Annotated in this window: 16 protein-coding genes and 3 pseudogenes; 3 read left to right on the forward strand and 16 right to left on the reverse strand. The window is 56.9% G+C overall.

Annotation, left to right across the window (positions count from 1 at the left end; all coding sequences use genetic code 11):
- Positions 1 to 210: sugar transferase (locus FAP39_RS14145; protein ID WP_138017040.1), on the reverse strand; the 210-nt coding region annotated here is incomplete at its 3' end.
- Between the two features lie 119 nt (positions 211 to 329).
- Here FAP39_RS14145 and FAP39_RS17820 point away from each other — a divergent pair.
- A complete protein-coding gene (locus FAP39_RS17820) occupies positions 330 to 707 on the forward strand; it encodes a spike base protein, RCAP_Rcc01079 family (RefSeq protein ID WP_425471436.1) in 378 nt (125 codons plus the stop codon).
- On the opposite strand, the gene FAP39_RS14155 is transcribed toward FAP39_RS17820, so the two are convergent.
- From FAP39_RS14155 to FAP39_RS17825, 15 genes and pseudogenes are all read right to left on the reverse strand, one after another.
- Positions 640 to 1,254, reverse strand: a complete 615-nt coding sequence (locus FAP39_RS14155; protein WP_138017041.1) for a lipopolysaccharide biosynthesis protein — start codon at positions 1,252 to 1,254, stop codon at positions 640 to 642. The genes FAP39_RS17820 and FAP39_RS14155 overlap by 68 nt on opposite strands.
- Positions 1,255 to 1,362: 108 nt before the next feature.
- Positions 1,363 to 2,430 (reverse strand): DegT/DnrJ/EryC1/StrS family aminotransferase, encoded by a 1,068-nt coding sequence (locus FAP39_RS14160; RefSeq protein ID WP_138017042.1) that lies wholly within the window; start codon positions 2,428 to 2,430, stop codon positions 1,363 to 1,365.
- Positions 2,427 to 3,013: pseudogene (locus FAP39_RS14165) on the reverse strand (acyltransferase). The gene FAP39_RS14160 and the pseudogene FAP39_RS14165 overlap by 4 nt, the downstream one beginning before the upstream one ends.
- Positions 3,010 to 3,528: a Gfo/Idh/MocA family oxidoreductase gene (locus FAP39_RS17920; RefSeq protein WP_281280266.1), complete on the reverse strand. Its 519-nt coding sequence runs from the start codon at positions 3,526 to 3,528 to the stop codon at positions 3,010 to 3,012. The pseudogene FAP39_RS14165 and the gene FAP39_RS17920 overlap by 4 nt, the downstream one beginning before the upstream one ends.
- 36 nt (positions 3,529 to 3,564) lie before the next feature.
- Positions 3,565 to 3,960: a Gfo/Idh/MocA family oxidoreductase gene (locus tag FAP39_RS17925; RefSeq protein WP_281280267.1), complete on the reverse strand. Its 396-nt coding sequence runs from the start codon at positions 3,958 to 3,960 to the stop codon at positions 3,565 to 3,567.
- Positions 3,961 to 3,977: 17 nt separating this feature from the next.
- Positions 3,978 to 5,276: a Vi polysaccharide biosynthesis UDP-N-acetylglucosamine C-6 dehydrogenase TviB gene (tviB, locus tag FAP39_RS14175; RefSeq protein WP_246059171.1), complete on the reverse strand. Its 1,299-nt coding sequence runs from the start codon at positions 5,274 to 5,276 to the stop codon at positions 3,978 to 3,980.
- A complete protein-coding gene (locus FAP39_RS14180) occupies positions 5,269 to 6,285 on the reverse strand; it encodes an NAD-dependent epimerase/dehydratase family protein (RefSeq protein ID WP_138017043.1) in 1,017 nt (338 codons plus the stop codon). Before FAP39_RS14180 ends, tviB begins: the two co-directional genes overlap by 8 nt.
- A 15-nt stretch (positions 6,286 to 6,300) precedes the next feature.
- A complete protein-coding gene (locus tag FAP39_RS14185; RefSeq protein ID WP_138017044.1) occupies positions 6,301 to 6,669 on the reverse strand; it encodes a MarR family EPS-associated transcriptional regulator in 369 nt (122 codons plus the stop codon).
- A gap of 344 nt (positions 6,670 to 7,013) precedes the next feature.
- On the reverse strand, positions 7,014 to 8,363 hold the full coding sequence (locus FAP39_RS14190) for an oligosaccharide flippase family protein (RefSeq protein ID WP_171006870.1): 1,350 nt from the start codon (positions 8,361 to 8,363) through the stop codon (positions 7,014 to 7,016).
- An 86-nt stretch (positions 8,364 to 8,449) separates the two neighbouring features.
- Positions 8,450 to 9,196 (reverse strand): plasmid partitioning protein RepB C-terminal domain-containing protein, encoded by a 747-nt coding sequence (locus FAP39_RS17675; protein WP_342777193.1) that lies wholly within the window; start codon positions 9,194 to 9,196, stop codon positions 8,450 to 8,452.
- 18 nt (positions 9,197 to 9,214) lie between these two features.
- The gene (locus FAP39_RS17680; protein WP_212743429.1) at positions 9,215 to 9,547 is read right to left on the reverse strand and encodes a ParB/RepB/Spo0J family partition protein; all 333 of its coding nucleotides are present in this window, start codon (positions 9,545 to 9,547) and stop codon (positions 9,215 to 9,217) included.
- Positions 9,548 to 9,567: 20 nt separating this feature from the next.
- Entirely contained in the window at positions 9,568 to 9,762 is a 195-nt protein-coding gene (locus FAP39_RS17685; RefSeq protein WP_212743430.1) for a hypothetical protein, read from the reverse strand.
- A gap of 160 nt (positions 9,763 to 9,922) precedes the next feature.
- Complete coding sequence (locus tag FAP39_RS17690) at positions 9,923 to 10,447, reverse strand: ParB N-terminal domain-containing protein (RefSeq protein ID WP_212743431.1); 525 nt, start codon at positions 10,445 to 10,447, stop codon at positions 9,923 to 9,925.
- 202 nt (positions 10,448 to 10,649) lie between these two features.
- The gene (locus tag FAP39_RS14205; protein WP_425471435.1) at positions 10,650 to 11,756 is read right to left on the reverse strand and encodes a recombinase family protein; all 1,107 of its coding nucleotides are present in this window, start codon (positions 11,754 to 11,756) and stop codon (positions 10,650 to 10,652) included.
- 37 nt (positions 11,757 to 11,793) lie between these two features.
- Positions 11,794 to 11,856: pseudogene (locus tag FAP39_RS17825) on the reverse strand (recombinase family protein); the annotation flags it as partial.
- A 267-nt stretch (positions 11,857 to 12,123) separates the two neighbouring features.
- Here FAP39_RS17825 and nusG point away from each other — a divergent pair.
- Positions 12,124 to 12,636, forward strand: coding sequence for a transcription termination/antitermination protein NusG (nusG, locus tag FAP39_RS14210; protein WP_138017046.1), 513 nt, complete (start codon positions 12,124 to 12,126; stop codon positions 12,634 to 12,636).
- Between the two features lie 139 nt (positions 12,637 to 12,775).
- Positions 12,776 to 13,738 (forward strand): annotated as a pseudogene (locus FAP39_RS17830) (IS3 family transposase); the annotation flags it as partial.
- Positions 13,739 to 13,872 lie beyond the last annotated feature (134 nt).

A 13,872-nucleotide genomic window follows, 5' to 3' on the forward strand; every position in this document is an offset into this window, starting at 1 on the left:
AAGCTGGCGGCCATCGGCGTCAATCGCGTCGCGCATCGTGCGGAACTTGATCATTTGAAAGGGCTTACCCTCGCGACCGGGCCGGGTTTGTTGGAATAGGACAGGCGAACCCATCTCGCGCTTGATCATTACCGAAATGACAATCAGAATTGGGGAGAAAACGATCAGCCCAATCGCCGCGCCCAAAATATCCAATGCTCGTTTAATCAATTACTGAACTCCTAACACTCTAAACGGTCTATCAACCCGAACGAAGCCTTTTTGCGCGATCTTTCGCTGAACTTCAATCGCGGGAGCCGCCATGCTCCCCCCTGTGAAAAGGCTCCAAACTGAACCCCTTTGCCCATCGTTCCCGTTCCATTCATGGTCCCGCAACTGACGCGCTTCCGGTGACGCCGGATGATGCGACCGACCTGCCCATGGTTGCCATCGCCCTCTACGTCGAAACCGGCGGCACTGTGGCCGATTTCTCGATCCTGCCGCTGGGCACCGTCCGTGTCAGGGCCACCGGAACGACAGCGGCGGGCATCCATGCGCTGGTGCTGGGTGATCTGGCAGCGGCGCGCCGGGCACAGGAACGTCTTAATATCTGGTTGGCGGGCTCCGACGACGACGCCCCCCTGCCCTCGACCGAGTGGATTACTGTCTTTGCTGGCCTTCAACCGCTGGCAGCACGGGCACAACTTGATCTTTCGGTATCACTCTAGCCTGGCGCCACGCCAAAGCTAGAGGTCCATCGCCCTTATCATCACGTGGTTGACCTTGCGCACGTCGTATTTCTCGACCGCGATCCGCCGCGAGGCGACCGTAGCGGCCGTTCTTGGCGTTGTATTCGCGCGCCAACGAGAAGAAGCCGTTCAGGAAGGTGAGCAGCGCTATCAGGATGGCATAGCTCCAGTGCCAGTTCTGCGGTTCGAAATCTTCGACCGCCAAGCCGATCAGCTGGGCGCCAAAAAGAAGCACCACGATGAAGACCACCAGGGTCAGCAACAGAGACACCGTCAGCGCCGCAATCAGGTGGTCTTCCTCCTCCTCGGCGTCCGCGATCTGGTAGAGCGTTTCGATCCTGAGCAGCAGGGCGACACCGATGAAGGTGGAGACCGCGACCACCGCGCTGTACAGACCGAAGTCCGCCGGGGTGAAGAAGAAGGTCAAGAGCGGGTAGGCGGCGAGGTTGACCACCTGGGCGGCCATTCCGGCGGCGACGAGCAACGAAACGTCGTTCGATATCAGCTTGCGCAGGCGCTGGATCATTGGCCGACCTCCCCACGTATCGCGCGCAGCGTCGCTGCACTGCTGCGTCGCGGGGCGGGCAAACCCGGTTGGAGAGTGAGACATGGCAGCACGTCGGGCGCTTCCGGCTCAGGCGCCGGCCGGTTTCAGAGCCGCTTGCAAGACGGCCGCGATGATCCGGTCCTGCGTCTCCGGCTCTATGTAGGGATGCATAGGCAGGCTCATCACCTCCTTGGCCGCTGCGTCGGAATGTGGCACCACCGCGGCCGGTGCGGCGACGGCGGGCTGACGGTTCAGGGGCACGGGGTAGTGCACCGCAGTGGGTACGCCGGCCGCCTGCAACGCCGTCTGTACCGTGTTGCGCTCTACCGCGCGGATTGTGTATAGTGCCCAAGCACTTACGGTACCCTCGGTGACCATCGGCGTGGTGAGCGCTGAGAGGGCGGTGCTGTAGCGCTCAGCCACGGCCTGGCGCGCGGCGATTTCGTTGTCGAGTACGGCAAGCTTCGGCAGTAGGATCGCCGCTTGCAATGTGTCGAGCCGCGAGTTTATCCCGACGCGCACATGATAATAACGCTTTTCTTGGCCATGGCGGGCAATTTGGCGGATCGCTTTGCCCAAATCGGGATCCGAAGTGAAAACGGCGCCGCCATCTCCGTAACAGCCAAGCGGCTTGGACGGGAAAAAGCTGGTGCAGCCGATGGTCGACAGGCTGCATGACTTGCGGCCCTTGTAAGATGCACCGAAGCTTTGTGCACCGGCGATCGCGTTTATCACGTCGAAATCCGCGGGTTGGCCATAAAGCGAAACTGGAATGATCGCCTTGGTGTGCGGCGTGATTGCCGCCGCGATAGCGTCCGGATCGACGTTGTAAGTCACCGGGTCGATGTCAACATAGACAGGCTTGGCGCCCAGCAGGACTGTCGCCTCTGCCGTCGCGATATAGGAAAAGGCGGGCGTGATGACCTCGTCACCGGGCCCGACACCCAAGGCCATCAATGCGATCTGCAGAGCGTCGGTGCCATTGGCGCATGTAATGCAATGCGCGGCGCCCGTATAGGCGGCCAGCTTTTCTTCGAGTTCCTGGACCTCGGGGCCGAGGATGTATTTGCCATGCGACAGAACCCTAGCAATGCCCGCGTCGATTTCCGAGCGCAGTCGGTCTTGCTGGGCGGCTAGGTCGACGAAGGGGATCATGCCGGGATCTCCTGGCGGCTAATGTTGCTTCCATCAAGAACATAACGATCGCCGGTATTGGCGCAGGTCACCGCGCCCTGCCCTTTGGCAGGCAGATCCAGACGTTCGCCATAGGCGCTCATCCAACCGATCTGGTGGGCCGGACACCAACCATCAGGGCAAAGTCCGGCACGTCGCGCTGGACAACCGCGCCGGCACCGACAAAGGCGAACGCACCGACCGTTACCCCGCAAACGATGGTGCAGTTTGCACCCAGGGTCGCGCCGCGCTTCACGAGCGTATCACGATACTCATCTTTTCGCTCGATCAGGCTGCGGGGATTGTAGACATTGGTGAACACCATAGATGGGCCGCAAAACACGCCTTCTTCCAGCGTGACGTTGTCGTAAACCGAAACGTTGTTTTGCACCTTGCAGCGATCTCCGATGATCACCTTGTTACCGACGAAGACGTTTTGCCCCAAGGACACGCCCTCTCCATTGCGAGCACCTCCGCAAACATGGGCAAAGTGCCAGACCCGGCTGCCGTCACCGATCTGCGCGCCGTCATCGACGATGGCGCTGGGGTGGATCTGGACAGTCATTTGACGAGCTTCGCGGCAAATGGGTGCAGTTCGCCGATGCGGCTGAGGTCACAGTGGCGCATACCGGCAACAGTGTTGATCGCCTCGCGGTTGTCAGCGATGCCGAAACCACGACCCGCCAGAATCTCTTCGTAAGAGCGCTGGTGCAGGTCGGTGAAACCACCAGAGAACTCGAACTCTTCACCATCAATAAGGATGGATCTGTAGGTGCGATGCCCGGCGTTGCGGATGGATTGCGGCACATCCTCGAGTTCGACTGACAGGAACCAACGCACACGTGCATGTTCAAATTCTAGATAGCCGGCCGCGTGGGTCTCGTCGCGCAGATGCACCGCGGACTCCTGTACATTGCCGAACATGAAATGAAGCATGTCGAAGAAGTGGACACCGATATTGGCCATGATGCCACCGGACTTGTGCTCGTCGCCCTTCCAGCTTTGCAGATACCACCGCCCGCGCGATGTCACATAGGTCAGATCGACCTCGTGCTTGGTATCGCGGTTTTCGGATTTCACCTTCTCTCTCAGCGCCAGGATAGCAGGGTGCAGGCGCTACTGAAGGATCGAATTGACCCGATTGCCGGTTTCACGTTCGATTTCGGCAATCGCATCCAGGTTCCACGGGTTCACCACAAGCGGCTTCTCGCAGATCACATTCGCCCCGGATCGAAGCGCGAACCGGATGTGGCTGTCGTGCAGGTAGTTGGGCGAACAAATGCTGATGAAATCCGGCGCCTCGTCCGAGGCCGAGCGGCGCAGCTTGTCCACATGCCGGTCAAACCGCTCGAACTCGGTAAAGAAATAGGCGTCGGGAAAATGGCTGTCGATGATGCCAACAGAGTCGAACGGATCATAGGCAGCGACAAGCCGATTCCCGGTTGCCTTGATCGCGGCCATGTGGCGCGGTGCGATATATCCGGCTGCGCCAATAAGTGCAAAATTCTTCATGGGGGTCACCTTGTTCCTCAAAGCCGCAGGTCGCTGTCATTCGTGGGTAGGGCGTATTTCAGATCATAGAGCACATGGTCCTCACGCCCCAGCTTGCGCAGGCCCTCGGCACCCATTGCTGCGAACTCCGAGTGCGCCACGGCGAGAACGACTGCATCATATGCGCCCGCTTGCGGCTGGGCGATTGGCGTGATGCCGTACTCGTATTGTGCCTCAGCAATGTCGACCCAAGGGTCATGGACATCGACGACAATGCCATACTCCTCCAGCTCCGCGATCACGTCGACAACGCGGGTATTGCGCAAATCCGGGCAGTTTTCCTTGAACGTCAGCCCCATGACCAGGACGCGCGCGCCCTGCACGTGAATGCGCTTTTTCAACAGTGCCTTGACCAGTTGCCCAGCGACATATGCACCCATCCCATCGTTCAGGCGCCGCCCTGCCAGGATTATCTGGGGATGATAGCCGATCGCTTCGGCTTTATACGTAAGGTAATATGGGTCGACCCCGATGCAGTGACCACCAACGAGTCCGGGGCGGAAGGGGAGGAAATTCCACTTGGTTCCGGCTGCCTTGAGCACGGCTTCTGTGTCGATGTTCATTCGATTGAAGATTATGGCCAACTCGTTGATTAGAGCGATGTTCAGATCGCGCTGCGTATTCTCGATGACCTTGGCAGCCTCGGCCACGCGGATCGACGAGGCCTTGTACGTGCCCGCCGTGACGATTGACGCATAAAGGTCGTTTACAAAATCTGCGACTTCGGGCGTCGAGCCAGAAGTCACCTTGGTGATCGTGGTCAAGCGGTGGGTCTTGTCGCCCGGATTGATGCGCTCTGGGCTGTATCCAGCAAAGAAATCGACGTTGAACTTCAGCCCCGATACATGTTCCAGAACCGGTACGCAGTCCTCTTCGGTTGCCCCGGGATAGACGGTCGATTCATAAATTACCACGTCGCCGCGCTTGAGTACCTTGCCGATGGTTTCCGACGCCTTGATTAACGGCGTCAGATCGGGACGCTTGTGGTCGTCGATGGGCGTCGGAACCGTGACGATGTACGTGTTGCATACTTCGAGGTCGGAGAGGGACGATGAAAACCGAAGGTCGCCCGCCTCGGCCAATTCATCGTCGCTGACTTCCAGCGTCGAGTCATGCCCGGCCTGCAAGGCCTCGATGCGTTTGGTGTTGATATCAAAGCCGACCACCGGCCGGTGGTTGCCAAATTCCACGGCAAGGGGAAGCCCGACATAGCCGAGGCCAATCACCGCAAGCTTGGAGGCATCAAGAGAGAAAGAATACATATTGACCTCAGACATTGTAATATTCGCGGTACCAATCGACGAAGCGTGCAATACCGTCACGGAAATCTGTTTGCGGACGATATTCCGTCAGACTTTGCAGAAGAGTCGCATCAGCCCATGTCGCCGGAACGTCACCCATCTGCATGGGCATGTAATTGCGGATGGCTTTCTTGCCGAGCACATCCTCGATCGCCTCGACGAAATCCAGCAGCTTGACCTTGTCGGAATTGCCGATGTTTACGACGCGGTAGGGGGCCACGGGCGACAGGCTATCGCCTTCCGGCACGATACCGTCCTCGGGGCGCTCTGGTACCGCGTCGATCAACAGGCGAATGCCCCGCACCAGGTCTTCGACATAGGTGAAGTCGCGATACATGTCACCATGGTTGTAGATGTCGATGGGACGATCTTCGATCATTGCCGCAACAAACTTGTAGAGCGCAAGATCGGGGCGCCCCCATGTGCCATAGACAGTGAAGAACCGGAACATGGTGGTCGGCAGGTTCCACAGATGCGCGTAGGAATGCGCCATGCTTTCGTTGGCCTTCTTCGTCGCGGCATAGATTGTCAACTGGGTGTCGGCTTTTTCAGTTTCGATAAACGGCATTTCGGTGTTGGCGCCGTAAACTGAGGATGTGGAGGCCATGAGCAGATGGTCAACCTCAAGTCGGCGGGCCGCCTCCATGACGTTGAAGGTTCCGATCACATTCGAGTCTAGGTACGCGCGCGGATTCTCAAGGCTATAGCGCACGCCGGCCTGAGCCGCGAGATGGACGATGATGTCCGGCTGGAATTCGTCGGCGAGCTTGTCGAATTTAACCTGATCTTCCAGCATCCCCTCCGTTGCAGAAAAGGCGGAGTTTTGCAGCAGCATCCCATGGCGTCGCTGTTTCAGGGTAACGTCGTAGTAGTCGGTCATTCCGTCATAACCGTGCACTCGAAACCCCTCTGCCAGCAGCAGCCGAGCAAGATGAAACCCGATAAAACCGGCAGTTCCAGTGATGAGTATTTTGCGTTGATTCACTTCCGACTCACTCCATTAAGGCTTTGTTGAAATCGCCGTCGCTTCATCATTTCCCAACTCCGAATTCAGCGCCTCGATCTCTTCCCTCAGCGCCCCGTACTCTTCCATCTTCCTGACCAAAAACGCTCGCGTCAGCGCTGCCTTCCGAGCAATTCCTTTCGGTGTCAAAACATACGCATATCGGCGTTTGTCTTCAGCGGCGGTGAAATTCCCCAATTTCACCAGCCCTTTGTCGATCAGGGCGTTCAGCACATAGTGGATCCCGCCAACACTGACGCCGACCGCCTCTGCCAGCTCACGCTGGGACATCTCTGGGTTTTCTTGCAGGAGGCGAAGCACGCGAAAATGCGTGTCTTCTTGCAGCTTGGTGCGCTTGCCGGTCATTTCAGTATTTCCTCAGGCTACCGCACAAGGGTTGCCCGCGGGCGCCTTGTTGGATGCATAGGTGATGTTGAAAAAAATCCACAACGTTCAACTTTGAACGGTATCAAATGCTGCGCGCGCAAACAAGGGGAAAATTCGAAGGTTAAAGAGGTTTTCCTTAGGCACCCACAGAAGCCGGCTTGCTTCTTACGTGCACCTGCTTTCGTGGCTTCTCAGGGGACGCTACAGCATGCTCATGGGGTTAGTACGCGCCGCCATGGAAAACCTTAACCTTGCATGTAGTTCATAACTGAACGATCCTGTCGACACAAGCTGCTTCGATGTAGCCCCATCGCGATACTCGCCTATCTGTTGTTGTGATGTCTGTGACCGCGTATGTCTCTATAAATGTTCCTAATTTCTGAGCCCGATCGGGCGAGAGGCGACCACAATTTTGTGTTAAATAGCATAGAGGTCAGAAAAAGTCGCGCGGCCAATCCTGCTGCGAACGCACCACTTGTTGCCATCGCAGCACCTTCAATTCCATATTCTGGAATCAATTTGAGGTTGCCGGCAATATTCACGAAAAGCACAAGCGCCATGATTGTAAGGTTCATCCCTACAAGCCCCCTAGATGCCAGGTCACTGGCCAGAATTTGAGATGCCGACAATGCCACAACACCGATTAACAAAATTCGAAATGTTGCAGAGGAAGCAACAAACTCAGCGCCGAACAGAAGAGCGATAAGGGGCTCAGCGCATACTGCCAGGAGACCTGCGGCAGATATTGTCAGCCAAAGAGCTATTCTAGCCATTTGTGGCGCAACTTTGTTTCGTGCATTGTCCGTAATCGTCAGTGTTGAAAACCGGGGGAGAGCAATAGTCGCAAATGCCTGTGAAATTAGCCAAACCTGTTCAGCTAATCGTATGGCGATTGCATACAGCCCTGCAGCTGATGGGCCTGCGATAGCGTTCACGAGAAAAATGTCGGTCCTGTAGTTTAAGTACGTAAGTAGGTTGCTCAAGTGGGATTTTACGCCGTATCCGAAAGCCTTGCGTGCATATTGACCTGTTGGGACCCCGCCACTAACAAGTGGTATGCGTAAACTGAGAGCAACGAGCGCAGAAATTCCAGCAATCCCGTGAGATAAGCTGACCAATATGATCAAAAGCTTCAGGTTGACGGTGTCGAACAGCCATAGAATGACCACGCCAAAAAACGCAAGCACCGGCTGAAAAAGAACAGCTCTATTGAAAGCTGGAAAATCTTGCATGCCCTGCAGGATTGAGGCTGTAGCAGAAACCAAGAGAATACATGGCAATGCGATGAGAGAGATCGCTAATGCGCTTTCATCAATCCCGGCAAAAAAGAGCTCGGATGCAATACTTATGACAACTGCGCCGAGGCACAGGCCGAGCAGGGACATGATGGTCGTCAAATTGCGGGCGTATGCCCATGCCGTCTGAGGTGCGACCTGTCGAGACGCTATGAAATAAACATTTGCGCTTCCCATCCCCAAATTGAGAAACGCAGCCAATACTTTCGGGAAAACCAAGGCGAGAGCCAAGTGACCAGTTTGCGTGGCTCCTAATGTACGAGCTGAGATTAGGATTAAACCTAACTGCGCTGCGCCGGTAAGAAACTGTCGTGCATATGTCATCGCAATGGCGGAAGCGCTGGACTGCTGTTCGCGTTTTCTGGGCTTATTTATCAATGTCTGCAGCCTATCTGTCGCGTCCTCGGTTTGTGTTTGGAAAGGTCCCATTCACGATTATGCTCGGGGCAAGGCAGTTGCCCATACTATCCTTGAGGATCAGTAAGCGAGCTTGAGCCAGTGGGCAAGTTGCCCCCATTATCTGAGTCTAAGCGGGACTCAACAGCTGCTGACGCAGGTGTTTGCTCATGTCCGAACTGTTCCACGGCCTCCTCCATGCTGAGCGTGTTCAGCACCAGTTCGAACTGCTCGAGGATCTCTGACGCATGTCGCGCCACGTAGGACCGGATGGCCTCGTTCTCCATCAGCTTTTTCAGGTAGCCTTTGGCGACGACCAGATTTAGCAACTCGGACCCGTAGTTCTCCTCGGCATGCTTGTACTTTTCCTGCACCTGACTCATCTCACGCTCAAGCTTGACGATCTGTTCCAGCGGATCGCCCTTGGGCTGTTCCGGCTGCGGCGGCTTGTAGTCGGTGCGCTGTTCCGGCGGCGTGGCCTTCAGGAGAGCGTCCGCATGGGCGGCGGTGATCGTATTTGCCGCGATCATCAGCTCGACCGCCTCGATCTGCCGGGCGGCCTTCATCTTGCGCAGGTGCCGGGTCACATCCGGCGTGAACTGGTGGTCCTGCAGCAGTTCCACCGCCTTGGGGCAGATTCCGTGCAGCAGGTTGATCCGACTGTTGATGGCCGAGAGGTTGACATTGAAGGCCCGTGCCAGCCGTTCCCTGCTGACCCCTTTGTCAATGGCGCGGCGCAGCATGTAGTGCTCCTGCACCGTGGCAAGCTGGTTGATCCGGTGATTGTAGGTGTAGGCCTCAAAATCCTTGGCAATAAGGCAGGGGGCTGTGTCCTAGCCCAGCTCCTTTAGCGCCAGCACGCGCAAGTTTCCATCGAGCAGCAGAAACCCTGCAGCATCCGGGTCCGGCTTGATCACCGAGAGCGGTTCGATCAGACCGATTTCCTGAACCGAAGACACAATCTGCTTGAACTTGCGCGTGGTCATCATGCCGTCCGGCACCTTTTTCGAGGGCATCAGTTCCTCCAGTGGGATCTGGACGGTTTCAAGGTCAAAGCCGAGGGTCAGATTTAACGGGGCAGTGGGGTAGGGCGCGTCGCTCTCGCCAGCGCCGGTCTCAGGAAAGGCGCCGGGGTAAAGTGGTTTCACGGTGCTGAGGGCATTCATAGGATGTTCCTTTTCAGGTTTCAGGCGGTTTCAATGCGGTCGGCGAGGTATTTCGGCAGGCTGTCGAGACCTTCGGCGCGTAGGAGCATCACGAAGTGCTCATCGGCAAAGAGGCGCTTCAGTCCCTGGATGACCAAAAGCAGCTGCTGGTGCGCATGATCGGCCTTCAGCATCAGCTTGTGCTGGCGGGCGACCTCGCGTTGATAGGTTTTCACGAGCGAGTGCGCTGAGTTCGGCAGTTTCGGGCGATCGCCGCTGGTCTTGGGCCCCTTTTCGCGGCGCTTTTCAATAAGCCGCTTGGCATCCGTGATCTGGTGACCTTTCAGCTGTCCGGTCTTGTAGGCCTATTCCAGCATGTCGCCGAGGTTTTCGTCGTCATGCTTGGCGCGCGCGATCTCCAGCGCCGTGGTCAGCGGGATGGTGCTGTTTTGCACCGCCTCGATCAGGCGCTCCTCGCCCTTTTCCAGCAGAAAGACGATGTCGCGGACATATCTCTCGGAAAGACCTGTGCGGGTGATGATGTCGTCGATGGTGTAGTCGCGCCAGCAAAAGCTCGATGTCGGCCAAAATCTCCAGCGGGCGATGCCCTTTGCGGGCTATATTTTCTGCCAGCGACATGATGAAGGCGTCTTCATCGGTCACATTGACCACGAGCGCCGGAATGTGGCTTTCACCCAGCAGGCGAAAGGCATTCAATCGGCCTTCGCCGCAGACCAGCAAATAAGCGGGCGCCCCATCGGCGCCCTCGCGCTCCGTCACGGTGATCGGCTTCTTGAGGCCGATGGACCGGATGTTTTCCACAATCTCCTCAAAGACCTTCATGTTGCGGTCCCGGGAATTCAGGACCTCGATTCGGTCGATGGGGACAAGCGTGACGCTCTCGGGCGTGTCAGTCATCATGTGCTTGGTTTCCTTTTCCAGCGTGATTGTTCATGTTTTGTACTCTTGGGGGTTTCCATCATCCCGCCTCTCATCCCCACTTCCGGCGAATGCCGACCCGTTCAGCCATGCCGCAGAAAAAGCCGAGGTCTTCGAACCTGAAGGCCTCGAAGGCCATGCTGGTGCGCTTGCAGAGCCGGATTTCTTGCCCGGGCAGATCGAGCTAGGGCGGCAGGTAGTAATCGAGCTCCTCGCGGCTGTCGGGGTCGAGCCGCACCGCCAGTGTGACGTCTGCCTGATAACGCATCGGGTCAAACCGGATCCGCCAGCGCAGACGTTTGTTGAGCGCGATGCGCTCCTGATCCCGGTCCGAGCGATAGCCAATCATCTCATGGGCCCGAGCTAGCGAGCCGAACCGATTGCGATAGGCCGAGGACGAGGGCATGTCCGGCGTCTGGTCGATCAGCACCCCGGAAAGCTGGCCTGCGTCGGCATAGAGCCGTTTGAGATGATCCAGCAGCTCCTCGTCCGACAGGCGCGCCGACCGCGCCGTGATGATTTCTTGCGCCGTCAAGAAAAACTCCAGCGGCACAATCCCCTCAAAGGCGCCCTCCTTGCGCACCCACATGTCGGGCGGGTTTTCCACATGCAATTTCTTCAGCTTGAAGGAGGAACGGTTGTAGACGTTGTTGCCGATGTATTTCTCGTTGGTCAGGACCGTACGCACCGTGCCGGAATTCCATGGCCGGTCCAGATCAGTGGTCACGCCTTCCTCGTTCAGGCGGACGGCGATCTCGCGGAAGGACAGGTCTTCCTCGATCAGCCATCGATACATCTTGTTGACCCCGGCCACTTCCTCGTCGGGCCCGGGCATCAGGATGACACGGTCGGTTTGAAGCGATTTGTGCTCACCACGCTTCAACTCGCGTTTGATTTCACCGCGCTCATTTACGAGCACCCGGCGCAACCCGAAGCCTGCCGCGCCGCCTTGGCAGAAGCCCAGTTCAATCAACTGGCATCGGCCGGCGAAGACCTTGACCGAGAGCTCTCGACTGTACTCGTCGGCCATGGCGCGCTTGACGCCCTTGACGATGGTCGAGACAGACGAGCCATCATTTTCGAACTGCTCGGCGCAATAGGCGACGTTGATGCGGGCGCGCTTGCAGATGTACTCGTAATACGCGCTCTCGTCGGCGTCTTGGAAACGCCCCCAGCGGCTGACGTCGTAAACCAAGATGACGTTGAAATAGGCCGCGCCAGTTTCCACATCCGCGATCAACTGCTGGAGAGCCGCGCGCCCCCCCGATGGAAAGCCCGCTCTTGCCGTCATCGGCATAGGTCTTAATGATCTCGATGCCGCGCTTTTCAGCGTATTCGCGAATCTTGTCAGACTGGTTGTGCGTTGAATACTGCTGGTGCTCGGTCGACATGCGCACATATTGCGCCGCCCGAAACTCGATAATCTCGCCACTCCCGTCCAACTCAGCCTCCGATCCGTCTTCAAGTCGGTCGGACGTTTGCTCGGGCTGCAAAACGTATCAAGCTGATTGTGCTGGATTATCCCATTATATCAATGCGCTGAGGGCGGGGTGCGCCAGCGTCTTCATCAAAATATCACACACCTTCTGGAAAACCCTACTTGCATCTGTTTAAGTTCGAGCGATATGGGGACGGTAGAGCTTTAATGAGGGTCCGAGATGACATTCCACGATCGCGGCACAAGCTGGTTTCTGGCGCAACTTAAGCCGAACTGCGCCAACATCGCGGATAAGAACCTCAAGCGCCAGGGATTCAACACCTTTCTGCCGATGGAAGAGGAAACGCGGCAGCGGAACGGAAAGTACGTCACTGCCATGCGGCCGCTGTTTCCTGGTTACATCTTTGTCTCCTTCGATGTGGCCCGCGGGTTCTGGCGGACGGTCAACTCAACCCATGGCATCACGCGACTGGTGAGCTTTGGTAAAGAACCGACGGCGGTACCGCTTGATCTGGTCTCGCAGCTCATGCTGCGCTTCGACGCCAAGGGCAAGTTGCTGCCACCGAAGCTCTTGAAGCCTGGCGATCAGGTGACGCTGACTAAGGGACCCTTTGCCAATTTCGTGGCAGAGGTGGAAAAAATCGCGCCAGACCGCCGGGTTTGGGTCCTGATGGAGCTCATGGGCGGTCAGACCCGAGTGGCCGTCGGGGCGGATCAGCTGCGGGCGGTGTGAGCGACCCAGCGTTGATATGACCGTCCTAGACCCTATATCTTCCCTTAGAAGGGAACGATTATGGCAGCGACAGCACTGGTCTTGTCGCGGTTTAGTTCCGGTCTCTTTCGAGCAATGTTTGCAATGAAGGAGATATGGAATGGCAAAGAGATACACAGACGAGTTTCGGCGTGATGCAGTGCGCATCGCGATCAACAGCGGCTTAACACGACCACAGGTTTCATCAGATTTGGGTGTTGGCCTTTCGACGTTGAATAAGTGGGTTCAGAAGCATCAGCATGACGATCTGATGTCCGGGCCGCACGAGGACGTGGAGAAAGAGAACACCCGCCTTCGCAAAGAAGTCCGACTTCTGCGCGAGGAGAGGGAAGTGTTAAAAAAGGCCACCATCTTCTTTGCAGGCCAAAATCAATGAGATTTGCTTTCATCGAAGCCTGGAAAGAAGAATGGCCTGTCGAATTTCTATGTAACATCATGCAGGTCACATCGCGTGGGTTTCGTGCTTGGCGAGTGCGCCCGATGAGCCAGCGTCAGCGTGATGATCCAGCGTCAGCGTGATGATATGGTGCTTTTGGCCCATATCCGTGAGCAGCACCGCCTCAGCCTGGAAAGCTATGGGCGGCCGCGCATGACCGAAGAGTTACAAGAATTGAACTTGAATGTCGGGCACCGTCGCGTTGGTCGTTTGATGCGTGAGAATGGCATCAAGATTATCAGAACCCAGAAATACAAGGCGACAACGGACAGCAATCACACGTTCAACATTGCACCAAATTTACTGGGTCAGGACTTCTCAGCTGATGGCCCCAACCAAAAATGGGCTGGTGACATCAGCTACATCTGGACCAGCGAAGGCTGGTTGTATTTGGCCGTTATCCTTGATCTATATTCTCGCCGCGTCATCGGTTGGGCCGTCAGTAACCGGATGAAGCGGGATCTGGCGATCCGAGCGTTAGATATGGCTGTGGCACTGCGACAGCCGCCCAAGGATTGCATTCATCATACGGATCGCGGGTCGCGATACTGTTCCAACGAGTACCAACGAAGCCTGTCCAAGCATGGATTCAAGGTCTCAATGAGTGGTAAAGGTAATTGTTACGACTGTGAGTATGGTATTGCGGCTTGATGGCCTGACCCATGTTACGATTGACCACGTGTCATTGTGTTGACGTGTCGACCGTCAAGTCGCCCCGGCAACGGGCGAGATGTGACCTCATAGGAGCCTGACGGTCCGCG

The sequence above is a fragment of the Shimia litoralis genome (assembly GCF_005518135.1).
Classification (GTDB): domain Bacteria; phylum Pseudomonadota; class Alphaproteobacteria; order Rhodobacterales; family Rhodobacteraceae; genus Shimia_E; species Shimia_E litoralis.